The organism is Streptomyces sp. V4I23, assembly GCF_030817975.1.
GTDB lineage: Bacteria > Actinomycetota > Actinomycetes > Streptomycetales > Streptomycetaceae > Streptomyces.
In genome coordinates this window covers 4,705,898-4,725,036 of sequence record NZ_JAUSZW010000004.1, presented here as the reverse complement: position 1 = coordinate 4,725,036, position 19,139 = coordinate 4,705,898, and the positions used below count along the sequence as shown (strand labels likewise).

Below are 19,139 nucleotides of genomic sequence, written 5' to 3'. Positions count from 1 at the left end.
GCCACCGCCTCCGACATCGGCCTCGGGCCAGATGCTGTCAGCCTTCGCATTGCTTCAGCATCATCGCCTCGTCCGCCGTCGTCACTGGGAGGCCGTACTTGAGGGACACCTGCGCGAAGCGGACCGCGTAAGCGCACCTGATCCGCTTGTCGGGCGGTAGCCAGGACGCAGGTCCGGAGTCGCCCTTGGCAGAGTTGGCCCGGCCCTGGACCGGGATCAGATTGAGCACGTCGTTGGCGAGCTGCTCACGCTTGCTCTTCGCCCAGCGCGACGAACCCATCTGCCAGCTGTACGACAGCGGCACCACGTGGTCTATCTGCACTTCGGAGGCCTGCTGCTTGCGCCACTCGATGGCCGTCCCGGTGTACGGGTCGTGCAGTGTCATGGCGATGACCACACAGTCGGAGCCGCTGCGGAAACGAAGGTTCTGACCATCGCGACGAATGAGATCATTTCGAGTGTCACACCCGTTCCTCGCGAGCGGCACCCCGTCGGCCGTGTCCATCCACGCGTAGCCGAACTTGTCGCGGTCGTAGCCCGTCTTCGGGCCCCGCCCCTTCGCGGTCAGGCGCGCGATGAGGCTGCGAGCCGCAGCCCTGTCCGCGTCCGTCGTCACCGGCGCAAGCCCTGGCTTCGTGCCTTCCGGGTTCTTGAGCGGGCTGACCGCCCGCCCGTCCGACGCAGCCGGACCGGATCCCGCGGAGGAGCCGTCTTCGCCGAAACCCTCGCATCCAGAGACGAGAAGCACGGCTGCCGCTGCTACCGCCGCCGCACGGAAGGAGTGCACGTTCTCTGCCCCCTTGTAACTCACGTGCCTCTCAGTAAGCACAACTCGCCACCCCCTGCATGAGCTGCGCAAATGCCTCAGTCGCCCGGCGAACCGTAGAGATAATGCGGGTGTCGCAGCCGTTCCGGGCGAACGGCACGCCGTCCGCCGTGTCCAGCCACGCGTAGCCGAACTCGTCCCGGTCGTAACCGGTCCTGGGCCCGCGCCCCTTGGTGGCCAGCGCCTCGATGATCTCGCGGGCGTCCGCCCGCTCGCGGTCGGTGGTGAGTGCGCCGAGACCGGGGCGGGTCCCGCCGGGGTTGTCGAGGGGGCTGGTGCCCGAGGACGAGCCCTGTGCAGGCTTTGCGCCGGCGCCTGGCCGGGCACCGGTGCCGTCGCAGCCCGCGAGCACGACGACGGCCAGCAGCGCGGCCCCTCCCGCGAACGTCCCGTGTCTTGTCACGCCCGTACGCTACTGGAGCTGGACGAGCTCCGACCCCCGCGGGTGCACCGGGGGCCGGCCCCGGCCGCCGAGCGCCATGAGCGCTACGAGCGCTACGAGCGCTACGACCCCAGGATCGTGGTGAGGAACTCGCCCGTCCACGCCAGCAGTTCGCGGCCCACCACCGGCTTGCCGCCGATCTTGCCCGTCGTCGGGCGCGGGACCAGGATCTGGTGGACGGCCGGCTTGATCACCGTGCGCGGGTACAGCCGCTTCAGCCTCAGCTCCTGCGACTCGCGCAATTCCACGGGCGCGAAACGGATGTTGGGCCCCTGGAGCACGATCTCGCCGACACCGCACGCCCGCGCCAGCATCCGCAGGCCGGCCACCAGCAGCAGGTTCTCGACGGGCTCCGGCAGCTTGCCGTAGCGGTCGGTGAGCTCCTCGCGGACCGCCTTGATGTCCTCCTCCGAGTTGGCGGAGGCGACCGCGCGGTACGCCTGGAGCCGCAGCCGCTCGCCCGGCGCGTAGTCGTGCGGGACGTGCGCGTCGACCGGCAGCTCGATCTTGACCTCCAGCGGCGGCTCCTCCTCCACACCGCCCTCCAGCGAGGCCCGGTAGTCCGCGACCGCCTCGCCGACCATCCGCACGTACAGGTCGAAGCCGACGCCCGCGATATGGCCGGACTGCTCGCCGCCGAGCAGGTTGCCCGCGCCGCGGATCTCCAGGTCCTTCATGGCGACGTACATGCCGGCGCCCATCTCGGTGTGCTGGGCGATCGTCGCGAGGCGCTCGTGCGCCGTCTCCGTGAGCGGCTTCTCCGGCGGGTAGAGGAAGTACGCGTAACCCCGCTCGCGGCCGCGGCCGACGCGGCCGCGCAGCTGGTGCAGCTGGGAGAGGCCGAAGTTGTCGCCGCGCTCCACGATGAGGGTGTTGGCGTTGGAGATGTCGATGCCGGACTCGACGATGGTCGTCGAGACGAGCACGTCGAACTTCTTCTCCCAGAAGTCCACGACCACCTGCTCCAGGGCGCTCTCGCCCATCTGGCCGTGGGCCGTGGCGATCCGGGCCTCGGGCACGATCTCCCGCAGCCGCGCGGCCGCCCGGTCGATCGACTCGACGCGGTTGTGGATGTAGAAGACCTGTCCCTCGCGCAGCAGTTCGCGCCGCACGGCGGCGCCGATCTGCTTCTCCTCGTACGGGCCGACGAAGGTCAGCACCGGGTGCCGCTCCTCCGGAGGCGTCGTGATGGTCGACATCTCGCGGATGCCCGTGACCGCCATCTCCAGGGTCCGCGGAATGGGCGTGGCGGACATGGTCAGCACGTCCACGTTGGCACGGAGCTTCTTCAGCTGCTCCTTGTGCTCGACGCCGAAGCGCTGCTCCTCGTCGACGATGACCAGCCCCAGGTCCTTGAACTTCGTCTCGGACGAGAAGAGCCGGTGCGTGCCGATGACGATGTCGACGGAACCGTCCCGCAGGCCCTCCAGCGTCGCCCTGGCCTCCCCGTCGGACTGGAAGCGGGACAACGCGCGGGTGACGACCGGGAATTGGGAGTAGCGCTCGGAGAACGTGCCGAAGTGCTGCTGCACCAGCAGCGTCGTCGGGACGAGGACGGCGACCTGCTTGCCGTCCTGCACCGCCTTGAAGGCGGCCCGCACCGCGATCTCCGTCTTTCCGTAGCCGACGTCGCCGCAGATCAGGCGGTCCATCGGGACCGTCTTCTCCATGTCCTCCTTGACCTCGGCGATCGTCGACAGCTGGTCGGGCGTCTCCACGTACGCGAAGGCGTCCTCCAGCTCCCGCTGCCAGGGCGTGTCGGGGCCGAAGGCGTGGCCGGGGGCGGCCATCCGGGCCGAGTACAGCTTGATGAGGTCGGCGGCGATCTCCTTGACCGCCTTCTTGGCGCGCGCCTTGGTCTTGGTCCAGTCGGCGCCGCCGAGCCGGTGCAGCGTCGGCGCCTCGCCGCCCACGTACTTGGTGACCTGTTCCAGCTGGTCGGTGGGGATGTAGAGCCGGTCGCCGGGCTGGCCGCGCTTGGCCGGGGCGTACTCGACGAGCAGGTACTCGCGGGTCGCGCCCTGCACGGTGCGCTGCACCATCTCGATGTAGCGGCCGACGCCGTGCTGTTCGTGGACGATGTAGTCCCCGGTCTCCAGCGTGAGCGGGTCGATGGTCTTGCGGCGCCGGGTCGGCATCCGCTGGCCGTCCTTGCCGGCCGCCTTCTGGCCGGACAGGTCGGTCTCGGTGAGGACGGCGATCCTGAGCGCCGGGTCGACGAAACCGTGGTCGATGGAGCCGCAGGCGACATGGACGACGGACGGCGAGATCTCGGCGAGGTCCGCTTCGAGGCGGGCCGCGATGCCCTCGCCGCCCAGCACCTCGACCGTGCGGGAGGCCGGCCCGTGCGCCTCGGTGACGTAGACCGTGCGCCAGCCGTCGGCCAGCCAGCCCTTGGTGTCGGCGAGCGCCCGGGCGGTGTCGCCGCGGTACGTCTCCGGGGCGCGCATGCCCAGCTTGAGCGTGTCCTCGTCGAGGGAGCCCGCCGACTCGTCGGCTGATGTCGGAGCGGCGGCGAACGGGGACACCGACCACCACATCATGCCGAGCTCGCGGGCCCGGTCCCGTACGTCCGCGATGCCCCACAGCGAGGCCGCGCCGAGGTCGATGGGGGCCTCCCCGCCACCCGCGGTCGCCGCCCACGACGCCTGGAGGAACTCCTGACTCGTCGCGACGAGATCGGCGGCCCTCGTCCGCACCCGCTCCGGGTCGCACACCACGGCCATGGCGCCCTTCGGCAGGACGTCCAGCAGCAGCTCCATGTCGTCGACGAGCACGGGGGCCAGGGACTCCATGCCCTCGACCGCGATGCCCTCGGCGATCTTGCCGAGCAGCTCCCCGAGCTCCGGGTGCGCCTCGGCGAGCGCCGCGGCCCGCCGCCGTACGTCGTCGGTCAGCAGCAGCTCGCGGCACGGCGGCGCCCACAGCCCGTGCTCGGCGACCTCCAGCGAGCGCTGGTCGGCGACCTTGAAGTAACGGATCTCCTCGACGTCGTCGCCCCAGAACTCCACCCGCAGGGGGTGCTCCTCGGTCGGCGGGAAGACGTCCAGGATGCCGCCGCGCACCGCGAACTCGCCGCGCTTTTCGACCAGTTCGACCCGGGAGTACGCCGCGGCGGCGAGGCCCTCCACTACCTGGTTCAGATCGGCCTGCCAACCGGTGCGCAGCTCCACGGGCTCCAGGTCGCCGAGGCCCTTGACCTGCGGCTGCAGCACGGAGCGCACGGGCGCGACGACGACCTGGACGGGGCCTGCCGCCGGGTCGTCGGGCGAGGGGTGCGCGAGGCGGCGCAGCACGGCGAGGCGGCGGCCGACCGTGTCGGAACGGGGCGACAGCCGCTCGTGCGGCAGCGTCTCCCAGGAGGGGTACTCGACGACGCCCTCGCCGGGCAGCAGCGAGCGCAGCGCAGCGGCCAGGTCCTCGGCCTCGCGGCCGGTCGCGGTGACGGCCAGCACGGGCCTGCCCGCCTCGCGGGCGAGGGCGGCCACGGCGAAGGGCCGCGCGGCGGGCGGCCCCACCAGATCGACGTGCATCCGGCGACCGTCCCCGGCCGCCTTGACCGCTTCGGCGAGCGCCGGGTCACGTACGACGGCATCCAGCAGACCGTGCAGGCTCATGAAGGGCTTTCCGTCCAGGAGGATCCGGGAGGATCCCCGGGGGTGGGCAACGCGATGCGCCCGACACGTCTGGGTTCCCCATGTCGAAGACCAGGGGCGTGCCGGGGGTCTCCAGCGTACGACGGCGGTACGACACCCGCGTCCCGATCCCGCGCCGCCGGCCGGGAGCCGGAATTTCTCCGGTCCCGGTGTCAACCGGATGCGGTCCGCCGGGCGTACAGGCAGTGAGACCTGTCCGAACCCGGACGCGTCCGACCGACCGGGAGCCGCATTGACCGTCGAGGAGTTCGAGGAGTTCTACGCTCACTCCCTCAAACCGCTGGTGGGACAGCTCTACCTGATGACGGGGGACCTGCACGAGGCCCAGGACGTGGTCCAGGAGGCGTTCGTACGGGCCTGGGCGCGGCGTTCCCGGCTCTCCCGCGACGCGGGGCCCGAGGCGTGGATCCGTACGGTCGCCTGGAGGCTCGCGGTCAGCCGGTGGCGCAGGCGCGGGCGGTCCGACGAGGCGTGGCGCAGGCGGCACGGCGGCGCGCCGCCGACGGCTCCCGAACCGGAACCGGGGACGGTCGTCCTGGTGGACGCGCTGCGCGGGCTGTCGGACCGGCAGCGGCGGGTCGCCGTCCTGCACTACGTCTGCGATCTCACTGTCGAGCAGGTGGCGGCCGAGACCGGCCTGTCCTCCGGGACGGTCAAGACGCACCTCTCCCGCGCACGGGCCGCACTGCGGCCCCGGCTCACCGCCGAGGAGGACCACGGTGTCTGAGTTCCCCAGGGGTTTCCGGGACGACGAGGCCCTCGGCGACGCGCTCAAACGGGCGGCCGCGGCCGGGGCGGGCGGGGTCGTGCCCGAACCGGTCGCCGTGATCGCCGAGCGCGGGACGCGGCGCCGCCGCCGTCGCCATGCCCTGGTCGCGGCCTGCGCCGTGTGCGTGCTGGCGGGGGCGGGGGCGTTCGCCGGGCTGCGGCTCGCGTCGGACGGCCCCGCGCCGCCGGCGGCGCCGCCCTCGTCGGAGCTGCCTTCACCGATCGGGCCGGACCTGCCCGGCAGTCTCTCCCCCACGCCCACTGTTCCGCCCGGCGCGTCCTCGTCGATGCCCTCCTGACCCGAAGAGGTTCACCCGCCATGCACGGAGCTCTCCTCGCCACGCCCGAGAACGCGATGCCCGGTCCCGGCACCTCGCCCGCCGTGCCCGCGCGGCGCCGGGACCGCTCGCCGTACGCCCTCGCGCTCGCGCTCTTCGTCGCCTACACGGCCGTCTCCGTGCTGCGGTACCGGCGTATGGAGACCCTCTCCTGGGATCTGGGCATCTTCGAGCAGGCGATCCGCGCCTACTCCCGCCTCCAGGCGCCCATCGCCGACCTGAAGGGACCGGGCACCCACATACTGGGCGACCACTTCAGCCCCGTGACCGCTCTGCTGGCCCCCGCGTACCGGCTCTTCCCCTCCCCCGTCACCCTGCTCGTCGCCCAGTCGGCGCTCTTCGCGCTCTCCGCCGTTCCCGTCGCCCGCGCGGCCGGCCGTCTGCTCGGACGCGCGTCCGGGCTCGCGGTCGCCGTCGCCTACGGACTGTCGTGGGGCATCCAGCGCGCGGTCGACTTCGACTTCCACGAGATCTGCTTCGCGGTCCCCCTCGTCGCGTTCTCGCTGGAGGCCCTCCTGCGCGGACGGTGGCACGCCGCCCTGATGTGGGCGGCGCCCCTGGTGCTGGTCAAGGAGGACCTGGGCCTGACCGCCGCGGCGATCGGGCTCGTCGTGGCCTGGCGCGCCCGCCGGGCGGCGCCGCGCAGCGCCCTGTGCGGGCTCGGGCTCGCCGCCTTCGGCACGGCGGCCACCCTGCTGACGCTCACCGTCGTCATACCGGCCTTCAACACCACGGGTGGCTACGACTACTGGGACAAGATCGACGGCGGTCTGTCCCCGTTGGCCGGTGCCGACGTCAAACTCCGCACGCTGGCCTGGCTGCTCCTGCCCACCGGCCTGTTCGCCCTCCGTTCGCCCCTGCTTCTCGTGGCCCTGCCCACGGTCGGCTGGCGCTTCCTGTCCGCCGACGACCACTACTGGTCCACGGACTGGCACTACAGCGCCGTGCTGATGCCGGTTCTCGCCCTCGCGCTCGCCGACGCGGTCCGCAGGGCGGACCGCAGTCGCCGCCCGTGGCTACGGGCGTACGCGCACCGGCTGCCCGCCTGTGCGGCCGGCGCGGCACTCGCGCTCACCACCGCACTGCCGCTGTCGGCCCTGACCGACCCCGCCGCCTACCGCAAGAGCGCGGCGGTGACGGCCGTCGAGGACCTGCTCGCCCGCATCCCCGACGGTGCGACGGTCGAGGCGAACGTCGGACCGATCAGCAGGCTCACCGGCCGCTGCCGAGTCCTGTGGGTGGGCAACGCACGAGGGACGACCCCGGACTTCATCGCCCTGGACAACCGCTCCGGCTGGGCCGGTGACCCGCTGGCGTACGCACGGCGGCTCCATCCCGAGGCGCGCTACCGGCAGGCCGGTGCGGCAGGCGGCTACGTCGTGCTGGAGCGCCGCGCCTGACACCCCGGCCGCCCGCCCCGACTCACCCGCGCACGGCGGCGGCCCCGAGCGTCCGTCGTGGACTCCCGGGGCCGCCGCCTTCGTGCCGCGCCCGTACCCCCGTACCGGGCCCGCCGCCGCGCTACTCCGTGGCGATGGCGTTCAGTACGTTCATCCGGCCCGCGCGGAACGCCGGCACCAGCGCCGCGAACAGGCCCACGAACGCCGAGGCCACGAAGACCGTGATGATCGTCGGCCACGGGATCTCGAGGACGCCCAGGCCCTCCAGCGCCAGCAGCTTCTGCGCCGAGGCGCCCCAGCCCATGCCCAGGCCGAGTCCGAGCAGCGCGCCGAAGAGGGCGATGACGACCGACTCCAGGCGGATCATGCGGCGCAGCTGGCGGCGCGAGAGGCCGATCGCGCGCATCAGGCCGATCTCCCGGGTCCGCTCGACCACCGACAGGGCGAGGGTGTTCACCACACCGAGGACCGCGACGATGATCGCGAGCGCCAGCAGGCCGTAGACGATGTTCAGCAGCTGGCCGACCTGGTCCTTGAGGTCCTGCTTGAAGTCGGTCTGGTTCTGCACCTTGTACTGCGGGTAGTCGGCCAGCGACTTCTTCAGGGCGGCGTAGGCCTCCTTCTCCTTGCCGTCCACCGCCTTGGCGAACATGATCATGTTCTGGGGCATCCTGTCGGCCGGGACGTACCGGGCGGCGGTCGTGAGGTTCAGGTACATCGCGCCCTTGTCGACGTTCGTGTCGTCGGAGGTGATCGCGGCGACCTTCAAGTCGGCGCGCCGCCCGTTCCTGAACGCCACCTGGATCGAGTCGCCGACCTTCACGCCGTGCTTCTTCGCGTAGTCGTCGCCGACGGACATCGCATCCTTGCCGTACGCGGCCTTCAGCTCTCCCGCCACGGTCTCGCGGCGCAGGTCGTCGGCGTACGTCGGGTCGGCGGCGACCAGGTTCAGGTCCTCAAAGGCGCCGTCGGGGCCGGTGATCTTCGCCCGCACGGACCGGTACTCGGTGATGTGCGCGATGTCCGGCGCCTTCTCCAGCGCCTGCTGGGCCTTCGGCACGATCGCCCGGCCGTCGTTGGCCGAGGACTGCACGATGAAGTCCGCGCCGACGGACTTGTCCAGCTCCTGTGTCGCCGAGGCGACCATCGAGGAGCCGACCACGGACAGGCAGGCCACCAGCGCGAGGCCGATCATCAGGGCGGCGCCGGTCGCTCCGGTCCGGCGCGGGTTGCGCAGCGCGTTGCGCTCCGCCATGCGCCCCACCGGGCCGAACATCCGCAGCACCAGGGCGCTGATCACCCGGACCACGACGCCCGCGAGCAGCGGGCCGATGACGATGAAGCCGATCAGGGACAGCACGACGCCCAGGCCGAGGAACATCGATCCCTCGCTCGCCTTGTCGGCCCGGGTGGCGACGACGAGCGCGGCCGCGCCGACGCCCGTGAGGACGAGGCCGATGACGGCGCGGACCCGTCCGGCCCGGCCGTCCGCCGGGGTTCCGGCGTCGCGCAGGGCGGCCATCGGGGAAACTTTGCCAGCCCGGCGGGCCGGGACGTAGGCGGCGAGCACGGTCACGACGATGCCGAGCGCCAGGCCGACCGCGGGGGTCGTCCACTTCACGGTCAGGTCGTCGGTCGAGAGGTTCATGCCGACCGCGCCCATGAGCTTCATCAGCCCGACGGCCAGGCCCACACCGGCCGCGACGCCGGCGACGGAGCCGACCACGCCGAGCAGCACCGCCTCGACGAGCACGGAACGGTTGACCTGCCTGCGGCTGGAGCCGATCGCCCGCATCAGGCCGATCTCACGGGTGCGCTGGGCGACCAGCATCGAGAAGGTGTTGACGATCAGGAAGATGCCGACGAGGAGCGCGATCCCGGCGAAGCCGAGCATCGCGTACTTCATCACGTCGAGGAAGGAACCGACCTCCTCGCGGCCCGCGTCCGCCGCTTCCTTCGCGGTCTGCAGCCTGTACGGGGCGTCCAGGGCGGCGGCCACGTTCTTCTTGAGCTGCTCGTCCGCCACGCCGGGCGCGGCGGTGACCAGGATCTGCGTGAACTGGCCCTCCTTGCCGAGGAGTCCGCGCTGGGCGGTCGCGGTGTCGAAGTAGACGACGGCCGCACCCGGGTTGGTGACCTTGAAGGAGGCGATACCGGAGATCTTCGCGGTGAGGTCGCCGGTGACGGCGATCGTGCGCAGCTCGTCGCCGAGCTTGAGGCCGTGCTTGTCGGCGGTGTCGGCGTCGACCATCACCTCGGTGGGGCCACGGGGCGCGTGGCCCGAGGTGATCTCCATGGACTTGAGCTCGTTCTTCGTCCAGTTGGCGGCGATCGTCGGGGCTCCGCCGTCGGACCCCATGTTCTTGTTCGCCGAGTCGACGACGGTCACGCTCATGCTCATGACCGCGCCCTCGGCGGAGGCGACACCCTCCGCGGAGGCGATCTCGTCGACGAGGGAGGCCGGCAGGGCCTCGGGCCTGCCGGCGGCCGGGCTCTCGTCGTCGCCGGAGCCCTTGGGGCTGACGGTGACGTCCGAGGCGGTCACGGCGAAGAGCTTGTCGAACGTGGTGTTCATGGTGTCGGTGAACACCAGCGTGCCCGACACGAAGGCCACGGACAGCAGCACCGCCACCGCGGACAGGGCCATGCGGCCCTTGTGCGCGAAGAAGTTGCGCAGAGAGGTCTTGAGGACGCTCATGACGTACGCCCCCGGGCGTCGAAGTCCTTCATGCGGTCGAGGACGGCGTCGGCGGTGGGCCGGAGCATCTCGTCGACGATCCGGCCGTCGGCGAGGTAGAGCACGCGGTCCGCGTAGGAGGCGGCGACCGGGTCGTGCGTGACCATCACGATCGTCTGGCCGAGTTCGTCGACGGAGCGGCGCAGGAAGCCGAGGACTTCGGCGCCCGCCCGCGAGTCGAGGTTTCCGGTCGGCTCGTCACCGAAGATGATCTCGGGCCGGGCGGCCAGCGCACGGGCGACGGCGACGCGCTGCTGCTGGCCGCCGGACAGCTGGGTCGGCCGGTGCTTCAGCCGCTCCGCCAGGCCGACGGTCTCGACGACCCTGTTCAGCCAGGCGGCGTCCGGCTTACGGCCGGCGATGTCCATGGGAAGCGTGATGTTCTCCAGAGCGTTCAGCGTCGGCAGCAGGTTGAACGCCTGGAAGATGAACCCGATCCGGTCCCGGCGCAGCTGCGTCAGCTTCTTGTCCTTGAGCCCGGTGATCTCGGTGTCGTCGAGGAAGATCTGCCCGGAGGTGACGGTGTCGAGGCCGGCCAGGCAGTGCATGAGCGTCGACTTGCCCGAGCCGGACGGGCCCATGATGGCGGTGAACTGCCCGCGGGCGATGTCCACATCGACGTGGTCGAGCGCGACGACCCGGGTCTCCCCGGCGCCGTAAGCCTTGACGACCTGCCGCCCCCGTGCGGCGACGGCCGTGCGCCCTCCGGTCTCCCCGTGGGCGGGGGTGGTTACAGCCGTAGTCACGGTAGGTCTCCTAGCTGTGGGAAGTGACGACGTCCGATCGCCACGGGTACGAGTCGAGTCTTGCGACAGAAGCGGTCATGCGCGCTGGTGCGCAGCGCAGTCCTGGCCGGGGGTTTTGCCCACCCCCCGCCGGTGCGCGGCCCCGACCGCGGCTGTAGGACCAAGGTAAGGAACGGTCCCGGCCGTTCTCGTCGTCCGCCGGGACGACCGCTCCCTGAGCGGAAGTAAGGACAACCCCCTAGGGGCCCTCCACCCTCAGGTGGAGGCGCGGTACGACGAGCGTGCACCCTCCCCCTGCGTCAGGTTCAAGTGAGAGGGTGTCCCCCGGAAATAGATGCAGGGGGAAAGGATCTGACGTGAGCGTGGAGGAGACACCCCGGGGCCGCGCGGCCTCCCCGGCGGCCGGCACCTCGGCGGCGCAGGGCGGCGGGGAGGCGGACCCGGCCACGGGGCGCCGCGGACCAGTGGTCGCGGCGCTCATGCTCGGGATGGCGCTCGCCGCGCTCGACGGGACCATCGTGTCCACCGCCGTACCGCAGATCGTGGGCGATCTCGGCGGGTTCTCCGTCTTCTCCTGGCTGTTCTCCGGCTACCTGCTCGCCGTCACCGTCACCCTGCCCGTCTACGGCAAGCTGTCGGACACCTTCGGCCGCAAGCCCGTCCTCGTCGCCGGCATCGTGCTGTTCCTGATCGGCTCCCTGCTGTGCGCCGTCGCCTGGAACATGGCCGCACTCATCGCGTTCCGCGTCGTCCAGGGGCTGGGCGGCGGCGCGCTCCAGGGCACGGTGCAGACGATCGCCGCCGACCTGTATCCGCTGAAGGAACGGCCCCGGATCCAGGCGAGGCTGTCGACGGTGTGGGCGACGTCGGCGGTGGCGGGCCCGGCGATCGGCGGGCTGCTCGCCGCGTACGCCGACTGGCGCTGGATCTTCCTGCTCAACCTGCCGGTCGGTGCCGTCGCGCTGTGGCTGGTCGTCCGCCACCTGGTCGAGCCGTCCCGCCCCGCGCCCGCGGCCCGTCCCCGCGTCGACTGGGCCGGAGCGCTGCTCGTCTTCGCGGCGGGCAGCCTGCTCCTCACCGCCCTGGTCCAGGGCGGCATCGCCTGGACCTGGCTGTCGGCGCCCTCCCTCGCGCTGTTCGGCGGCAGCGCCGTCCTGATCGCCGCCACGGTCGTCGTCGAGCGCCGTGCCGCCGAGCCGATCATCCCCGGCTGGGTCTGGCGCCGCCGCACCATCGCGGCGGTGAACCTCGCCCTGGGGGCGCTCGGCCTGTTGATGGTGGCGCCCACGGTGTTCCTGCCGACGTACGCGCAGTCCGTCCTCGGCCTCGGGCCCATCGCGGCGGGCTTCGTGCTCTCGGTGATGACGCTGAGCTGGCCGGTCAGCGCCGCGCTGTCCAACCACGTCTACACACGCATCGGCTTCCGCCTGACCGCGATCATCGGCATCGGCCTGGCCATGCTGATCCTGCTCGCGTTCCCCCTGCTGCCGTTCCCCGGCGCGCCCTGGCATCCGGCGCTCATCATGCTGCTGCTCGGCGCCGCGCTCGGGCTCTTCCAGCTCCCTCTGATCGTCGGCGTCCAGTCCACGGTCGGCTGGTCCGAGCGCGGCACGACGACCGCGTCGGTCCTCTTCTGCCGCCAGGTGGGCCAGTCGGTGGGCGCGGCCCTGTTCGGCGCGGTCGCCAACGCCGTGCTCGTCTCCCGCCTGGGCCGCGGCGACCTCGACTCCGTCTCGCGGGCGCTGGAGCACCCCGCCTCGGGCGCGGCGACCGACACGCTCCGCAGGGCGGTGGACGCGGCGGTGGACCACGTCTACGTGGGAGCGGCGGCCGCCGCCGGACTGGCGCTGCTGGCGCTGGTGTTCGTGGCGCCGCGCAGGTTCCCGGTCATCGCCGACAAGCCCGACGCCTGAGACGCCGTCGACCGCAGCGGGACCGTCGCGCCGAATCGTCACCGAAACGACATACCGAACGGTCAGTAACCCCTTACGCAAGGGCTTTACCGGTGAGTAACGTACGCAAACCACCAGCGCCACCCGCCCCGTCCCTCGAGGCGGCAAGGAGCGAGAACGATGTCGTACCACCAGCTCTTCCCCGAACCACCCCCGCAGCCCAGAGCGGCCGGCCGCCACCGCCACGACGCGGCGTCCCACGGCTGGGACGACGGCCCACAGCCCTGGGCCGGCGCCGGGCAGCCGCAGGATCCCTGGGACACCGCGCGCCGGCGGCCGCAGCAGCGCTGGGACGCCCCCCGGCAACAGCCGGAGCCGGCCCCCGCCCCCGCCGACCGCGGCGACATGCGCGCACTCGGCTCGGCCTACCGCCGGCTGCGCCGCGTCGCGACGCTGACCGCGCTCGGCTACTTCGTCCTCTTCCTGATCCTGTCCGGCTACGCCCCCGGGACGATGACGGACCGGATCACCGGCGGACTCACCACCGGACTCGTGCTCGGGCTGCTCCAACTGCCCGTGGCGCTCGCCGCGATCGCGGTCTACGAACGGATCGCGCGCAGACGGGTCGACCCGCTCGCGCACGCCATACGGGAGCGGGCCGAGACGGCCGCCGCCGACCGGACCGAAGATCCGAGCCGTCCTGGCCGCCCCGCGTGGCAGCAGCCCCCGGGAGGTGCGCACGCATGACCGGCTTCAGCTCCGAGGCGCAGACCATGTCGCTGATCGCCTTCATGACCGTCATCACGGTCACGCTGCTGCTGTGCGTGATGACCGGCCCCGACCGCGACGACCTGGGCGAGTTCTACACCGGCTACCGCTCCCTGACGCCCGTGCAGAGCGGCCTCGCCATCGCCGGCGACTACATCTCCGCCGGCACCGTGCTCGGCACCATCGGCATCATCGCGCTCCTCGGCTTCGACGGGGTGACGCTCGCCCTGAGCACCGTGCTCTCCCTGGTGCTGATGATGTTCCTGCTGGCCGAACCCCTGCGCAACAGCGGGCCGGTTCACCATGGGCGACGTCTTCAGCCGCCGCGCCCCCGGCCCCGCCGTACGCATCGTCACGGCCGCGGTCACCCTCACCGCGCTGCTGCCGCTGGTCGTCTTCCAGCTCGCGGGCGCGGGCGACCTGCTCGCCGTCGTCCTCGGTTTCCACGCCGACGGGTTCAAGACCGGGGCCATCGTGTTCCTCGGCCTGCTGATGATCGCGTACGCGGCGATCGGCGGAATGAAGGGCACCGCCTTCATCCAGATCGTCAAGACCGTCGTGCTGCTGGTGGCGGCCACCGCCGTCACGCTGCTCGTCCTCGAACGCTTCGACTTCAGCCTGCCCGTACTGCTGGACGCCGCCGCGCGGGGCAGCGGGGCGGGCGACGCCTACCTCGCCTCCGGGCTCCAGTTCGCCGGCGACGAAATCGACATGATCAGCACGCAGTTGACGGTCGTGCTCGGCGCCGCCGTCCTGCCGCAGATCACGATGCGCATGTTCACCGCGCGCAGCGCCACCGCCGTGCGGCGTTCGATGTCGTGGGCCGTCTCCATCGTCGTCGTGACCTGCCTGCTGAGCGTCGTCATCGGCTTCGGCGCGGCGGCCGTCGTCGGGCACGAGACGCTCGTCGCCGGAGACCCGCAGGGCAAGACCGCCTTCCTGATGGTCACGCAGGCCGTTCTCGGCTCCGATCCGACGACGCTCGAAACACTGCTGTTCACGGCGGTCGCCACGGCGATCTTCCTCACGCTGCTCGCCTCCGTCGCCGGAATCACGCTCGCCTGCGCCAACACCCTGGCGCACGACCTCGTCGCGCACGGGCTGCGCCGGGCGACGCTGCCGCCCCGCACGGAGACGGCCATCGCCCGGGGCGCCGCGGCCGGAGTCGGCCTGGTCGCCCTCGTCATCGCCGCCGGGGCCCGGCACCTCAACCTCCAGGCGCTGCTGACCCTGTCGTTCTGCATCGGCGCCTCCGCGGTCGCCCCGGCGCTCGTCTACAGCCTCTTCTGGCGCCGCTTCTCCCGCACGGGTCTGCTCGCCACCCTCGTGACGGGCACCGTCGCCTCGCTGATCCTGATGACCGGCAGCAACCTCGTGTCCGGGGCACCGCATTCCGTCTTCCCGGACGCGGACTTCAACTGGTTCCCGTTCACGACGACGGGCCTCGTGTCCGTCCCGCTGGGCTTCCTCGCGGGCCGGCTCGGCACGGTCCTGTCCGAACGCGACCGGGCCGGGGAACGACAGCGCTACGAGGAGCTGGAACCGGCGATCCTGGCCGGCGCCGTGGAATCCACCCCCGGGTCGTAACCGTCGGCAGCGCCCCGAGGACGGGTGATCCCGAGTCCGGAACACACGGCCGGGCGCCGTGTCCGCCCTCGCGGACCACGGCGCCCGGCCTGTTGCTCAACGGGTCAGAGCAGCCCGTCCCACATCTGCTCCAGCAGCACCGACCACCAGCTCTCCGGCGACGCCAGCGCCGCCGGGTCCAGGGCGGCCAACTGCGCCTGGAAGTCGACCGTCCAGCGGCCCGCCTGCTCCGGGTTCAGCCCGAAGCGCAGCCGCCACATGCGGCCGAGCAGCGCCATGCAGCGCACGAACTCGGGCAGGCCCGTGTTCACGAACTGCGGCGCCACCGGCGCACCGCCCGGACCGCCCTCGACCGGGACCGCGACGATGTGCGCCGTGCCGTACTGGACACAGATCGCACGGCCGAAGTCGCTGCCGAGCACCAGGTACGAGCCCGCGTCCGACGCGGGCTGCACCTGCCGCTGCGCGGCGAGCTCCGCGAGCGTCGGCACCACCGGCTGGGCCGGCTGAGCCCAGAAGAACGGGTTGAAGTCGCCCGGCAGGCCCGCCCACACCAGGGTCGCCGCCACGATCTCCGGCACACCCTGGCGCGACACCGCCCGCTGGTCGAACCGGCACAGCCCCTGCGGGCCGAACGCCGCCGCCAGCTCCTGCGCGACACCCTCCGGAGGGATCGGCGGAGCGGGCGGAACCTGCGGCAGCGGGGCACGCACCGGCGCGGGCCGGGCGGGCCCGTCCGCGACCTGGTGCAACTCGCCCTGGTGGGCGATCAGTTGCGCCATGCCCTGCTGACGGGACGCGTGGTCCCTGCCGTACGGGGCAATCGAGGTGATCCGCGCCTGCGGCCACGTCTCACGGATCATGCGCGCGCAGTACGCCCCCGGCAGCTCGCACGACTCCAGCTCGGTGTGCAGCTCCAGCACCTGCTGCGGCGGCACGTTCATGGCGCGCAGCTCGTGCAGGATCTGCCACTCCGGATGCGGGGTGCCCGGCGCCGAACGGCGGATCAGCTGGGCCTCGGAGCCGTCGGGCGCGCGGTAGCGCAGCACCGCCTGGTAGCCGGGGCCGACCGTCGGCACACCGGAGGGCTGCTGCGGGTAGCCGTACGCGGGCGGGCCGCCCGCCGGCTGCCCGGGCCGCGGCACGTGCGGCACCGGACCGGGGGCGCCGGGAGGCCCCGGAGGCTGCGGGGCGCCCGGACCCATCTGCGCGGGACCGGCCAGCATCGTCGCCGCATGATGCACCCCGCCACCCGGAGGCGGCGTCGCACCAGGAGGCGCAGGCGGACCAGGAGGCGGCGGCGTCGCACCCGCAGGACGCGGCGGACCAGGAGGCCCCGGAGGCTGCGGCGCACCCGGACCCATCTGCGCGGGACCGGCCAGCATCGTCGCCGCATGATGCACCCCGCCACCCGGAGGCGGCGTCGCACCAGGAGGCGCAGGCGGACCAGGAGGCGGCGGCGTCGAACCCGCAGGACGCGGCGGACCAGGAGGCCCCGGAGGCTGCGGCGCACCCGGACCCATCTGCGCGGGACCGGCCAGCATCGTCGCCGCATGATGCACCCCGCCACCCGGAGGCGGCGTCGCACCAGGAGGCGCAGGCGGACCAGGAGGCGGCGGCGTCGAACCGGACGGCTCGGGGGGCTGCGGCCCCTCCGGGCCGAGCTGCGAGACGAGTTGCGTCGGCAGATAGCCGCCCGCGGGCGCGCCGGGAGTCCCCGGGCCCGTCGGCGGCGGCGTGGCACCCGGCCGTGCGCCGGGCGTGCCCGGAGCACCGGGCGGCGGCGGAGGCGTCGCGCCCCCGGCAGCCCCGCCGCGCGCACCGCGCGGCGGAAGGACCGCCTTGCTCGTCGCCGCGTCCGCGATGTCGGCCGCGCTCGGGCCCTGCGGGGCGGCCGGCGGGCCGGCGGGCGGCGGCGTCGCCGAGGAGGGGGCCGAGGGAGCGGGCGGCCGCGCGCCCGGCCCGGCCTGCGGGTCGAGCGCCGGAGCGACCGCCGTACGCGGCAGCTGACTCCCGCCCGACATGAGCGCCGTCGGAGCATCGGGGGCGACCGGCGGCGGGGTGGCGTCGCCGTCCACCGTCACCGGCGGCGCGAACACCGTCGCGGGCAGCGGCACGGACACGTCGTCGCCGCCGTCCGCGCTTGTGTCCGTCCAGCCGGTGCTCCCGGCCGGACGTGCGGGCACACCGTCGGACGCCGTCGGCTCGTGGTCGGCGCCGCCCGCGCTCGGCCACTCAGGGCCGCCGCCGCGCGGGGCGTCCCCGTCGTCCGCAGCAGCGCCGGCATCCGGCCACGGCGCGGCGGCCGCAGGAGCCGACGAGGAACTCCCCGTCGCCTGCGAGGAGTTGCCGCCGGACGAAGCGAAGTCGTCGTCGCCCGTGGCGGGCGTCCCTCCCGGGCCGGAGACACCCGGAGAGGACGGCACACCCGCGGGCGCGGGCGACGCGTCGGCGTCCGCGCCGGACACCGCCGCACGCCGGTCCGGGATGCCCAGCTTGTCCGCCGCCTCCTGCAACCACTCCGGCGGGCTCAGCAGGAACGACGTCTGGTTCAGATCGATACGCTGCGGCGGCTCCGCCGCGGACGGGGCCGCCGCGGCCACCTGCGCCCCGTACTCCTCCTCGTACCGGCGGATCACCTCACCCACCGGCAGCCCCGGCCACAGCGTCACCTCACCGCTGTCCCGGGCGATCACCAGCCGCTGCTCCCCGCCGTCCGAACGCGCACCCCCCTCGCGGTCCTCCGCCCACACCACGAAGCCCAGCTCGAACTCCCGCACCCGCACCTCGCGGTGCTGGTACGCGGGCACATCACCGTTCACCCACTCCTCGGCGCGCTCCTGCGCCTGCGCAAACGTCACCATCGGACCGTCACCCCTCGCCCGGAACCGGAACGGCCCGCGCGAAGCCGCCGTCCACCATCAGATTCGCCACGGTCTCCAGCTCCGGCGGATTGCCGGCGAGCCGCCGCAGGAACGCGTCGAAGTCCTCGCCGCACGGCAGCAGCAGGCGATCCACCCGCTCCTGCACGTTCCAGCCGGCCGCTTCGCTGACGTCCCGCGCGTCGTCGTACGCGCAGAACCACACCGACCCGACGTCCGAACCCCTCACCTTCACCGCGAGGATCCCGCCCTGGACGAAGGCGACGCCCAGGTAATCCTTCGTCAGATGGTCACGAAGACACTTGTTGACGTACACCAGGTCGTTCACCGCGGCCTCGTCGCGCACCGTGAAGAACGGCTGGTCCACCAGCAGCCCCAGCTCCGCGTCGAGCGCCGCGCCCACCGGCGCACAACCGCCCGCCGCCTTGAGGAAGGAACGGTACGGGCCGGGCAGCCGGTAGCCCAGGTCCTCCTCCACCCCCTGCAACTGCTGCTCGGTCACCGACACCGCGTTCCTCGGCAGACCGAAGTGCGCGGGCCGCGTCTCCTGGAGCGGGCGCGTGCCGCGCTTGCCCTGGTCCACCGGAGCCGTCGCCAGACCGCCGTGATGCCGCAGCAGCGCCTTCACCTCGACCGGAACCAGCTCGAGCCGGCGCGTCCCCGGCACGTGGTGCCAGGTCCAGCCGTGCGGCGTCGCCACCGCGGGAACCGTGTCCCACAGCGCGTGCCCGTCCGCGTGCAGCGCCGCGTTCGCCGACACGAAGTCGGTCAGCCGCAGCTCGTCCACGCCGAAGCCCTCCGGAGGCTCGGCAATCTCCGCGGCCGCCCGCGCGTACGGCGAGAAGTCCGGGAAGCCGTTGTCGTCGATGCGCACCCCGCGCGGATGACGCGCCGCCCGGACCGGATCCGGGAAGTGCACGACCTGCCCGGCGTAGGCCGCATTCGGTGGCGCGGTACGCGCGCCGGCCCCGGGGCCCATTGCTGCCCCCAGGCCCTGCCGACCTGTCGTCATGGCGATTTGCCCCCTGTGGCGTCTGGCTGGTTCAGCACAGCCTATGCGGTACGGCAAGACGGGCTGCCGACGCTCCGCTTCCGTA

11 protein-coding genes and 2 pseudogenes are annotated in these 19,139 nt (G+C 72.7%); 6 read left to right on the top strand and 7 right to left on the bottom strand.

Going from position 1 to position 19,139, the window contains the following annotated elements:
• Window positions 1–37: 37 nt before the first annotated feature.
• The 3 genes and pseudogenes from QFZ82_RS23815 to mfd form a co-directional block, all read right to left on the bottom strand.
• Complete coding sequence (locus tag QFZ82_RS23815) at window positions 38–787, bottom strand: HNH endonuclease family protein (protein WP_307717822.1); 750 nt, start codon at window positions 785–787, stop codon at window positions 38–40.
• 106 nt (window positions 788–893) lie between these two features.
• Window positions 894–1,229 (bottom strand): annotated as a pseudogene (locus QFZ82_RS23810) (HNH endonuclease); the annotation flags it as partial.
• A gap of 101 nt (window positions 1,230–1,330) precedes the next feature.
• Window positions 1,331–4,885 carry a transcription-repair coupling factor gene (mfd, locus tag QFZ82_RS23805; RefSeq protein ID WP_307715087.1) on the bottom strand — a complete coding sequence of 1,185 codons (3,555 nt, stop codon included), beginning with the start codon at window positions 4,883–4,885 and terminating at the stop codon, window positions 1,331–1,333.
• A 271-nt stretch (window positions 4,886–5,156) separates the two neighbouring features.
• Here mfd and QFZ82_RS23800 point away from each other — a divergent pair, with 271 nt between their 5' ends.
• The 3 genes from QFZ82_RS23800 to QFZ82_RS23790 are packed head-to-tail and all read left to right on the top strand — an operon-like array spanning window position 5,157 to window position 7,430.
• On the top strand, window positions 5,157–5,651 hold the full coding sequence (locus QFZ82_RS23800) for a SigE family RNA polymerase sigma factor (RefSeq protein WP_177152388.1): 495 nt from the start codon (window positions 5,157–5,159) through the stop codon (window positions 5,649–5,651).
• On the top strand, window positions 5,644–5,991 hold the full coding sequence (gene cwsA / locus QFZ82_RS23795) for a cell wall synthesis protein CwsA (protein ID WP_307715086.1): 348 nt from the start codon (window positions 5,644–5,646) through the stop codon (window positions 5,989–5,991). The genes QFZ82_RS23800 and cwsA overlap by 8 nt, the downstream gene beginning before the upstream one ends.
• A gap of 20 nt (window positions 5,992–6,011) precedes the next feature.
• Entirely contained in the window at window positions 6,012–7,430 is a 1,419-nt protein-coding gene (locus QFZ82_RS23790) for a DUF2079 domain-containing protein (RefSeq protein ID WP_307715085.1), read from the top strand.
• A 121-nt stretch (window positions 7,431–7,551) separates the two neighbouring features.
• Here QFZ82_RS23790 and QFZ82_RS23785 read toward each other — a convergent pair whose 3' ends face one another.
• Together QFZ82_RS23785 and QFZ82_RS23780 are read right to left on the bottom strand one after the other, a co-directional pair.
• A complete protein-coding gene (locus QFZ82_RS23785; protein WP_307715084.1) occupies window positions 7,552–10,128 on the bottom strand; it encodes an ABC transporter permease in 2,577 nt (858 codons plus the stop codon).
• Window positions 10,125–10,913: an ABC transporter ATP-binding protein gene (locus QFZ82_RS23780; protein WP_177152391.1), complete on the bottom strand. Its 789-nt coding sequence runs from the start codon at window positions 10,911–10,913 to the stop codon at window positions 10,125–10,127. Before QFZ82_RS23780 ends, QFZ82_RS23785 begins: the two co-directional genes overlap by 4 nt.
• A gap of 362 nt (window positions 10,914–11,275) precedes the next feature.
• Here QFZ82_RS23780 and QFZ82_RS23775 point away from each other — a divergent pair, with 362 nt between their 5' ends.
• The 3 genes and pseudogenes from QFZ82_RS23775 (at window position 11,276) to QFZ82_RS23765 (ending at window position 15,160) form a co-directional block, all read left to right on the top strand.
• The gene (locus QFZ82_RS23775) at window positions 11,276–12,826 is read left to right on the top strand and encodes an MFS transporter (protein ID WP_373429438.1); all 1,551 of its coding nucleotides are present in this window, start codon (window positions 11,276–11,278) and stop codon (window positions 12,824–12,826) included.
• A gap of 159 nt (window positions 12,827–12,985) precedes the next feature.
• Window positions 12,986–13,552 carry a DUF485 domain-containing protein gene (locus tag QFZ82_RS23770; protein WP_307715082.1) on the top strand — a complete coding sequence of 189 codons (567 nt, stop codon included), beginning with the start codon at window positions 12,986–12,988 and terminating at the stop codon, window positions 13,550–13,552.
• A pseudogene (locus QFZ82_RS23765) lies at window positions 13,549–15,160 on the top strand (cation acetate symporter). Before QFZ82_RS23770 ends, QFZ82_RS23765 begins: the two are co-directional and overlap by 4 nt.
• A gap of 104 nt (window positions 15,161–15,264) precedes the next feature.
• Here the strand turns inward: QFZ82_RS23765 and QFZ82_RS23760 are convergent.
• Window positions 15,265–18,024 carry an SUKH-4 family immunity protein gene (locus QFZ82_RS23760; protein ID WP_307715081.1) on the bottom strand — a complete coding sequence of 920 codons (2,760 nt, stop codon included), beginning with the start codon at window positions 18,022–18,024 and terminating at the stop codon, window positions 15,265–15,267.
• 7 nt (window positions 18,025–18,031) lie between these two features.
• Window positions 18,032–19,054 carry an SMI1/KNR4 family protein gene (locus QFZ82_RS23755; protein WP_307715080.1) on the bottom strand — a complete coding sequence of 341 codons (1,023 nt, stop codon included), beginning with the start codon at window positions 19,052–19,054 and terminating at the stop codon, window positions 18,032–18,034.
• Window positions 19,055–19,139: the final 85 nt, after the last annotated feature.

Bases quoted from the DNA above. Each gene is read 5' to 3' on its own strand.
- mfd (WP_307715087.1), bottom strand. From the start codon at position 4,885: ATGAGCCTGCACGGTCTGCTGGATGCCGTCGTACGTGACCCGGCGCTC.
- QFZ82_RS23760 (WP_307715081.1), bottom strand. From the start codon at position 18,024: ATGGTGACGTTTGCGCAGGCGCAGGAGCGCGCCGAGGAGTGGGTGAAC.
- QFZ82_RS23785 (WP_307715084.1), bottom strand. From the start codon at position 10,128: ATGAGCGTCCTCAAGACCTCTCTGCGCAACTTCTTCGCGCACAAGGGC.
- QFZ82_RS23790 (WP_307715085.1), top strand. From the start codon at position 6,012: ATGCACGGAGCTCTCCTCGCCACGCCCGAGAACGCGATGCCCGGTCCC.
- QFZ82_RS23770 (WP_307715082.1), top strand. From the start codon at position 12,986: ATGTCGTACCACCAGCTCTTCCCCGAACCACCCCCGCAGCCCAGAGCG.
- QFZ82_RS23755 (WP_307715080.1), bottom strand. From the start codon at position 19,054: ATGACGACAGGTCGGCAGGGCCTGGGGGCAGCAATGGGCCCCGGGGCC.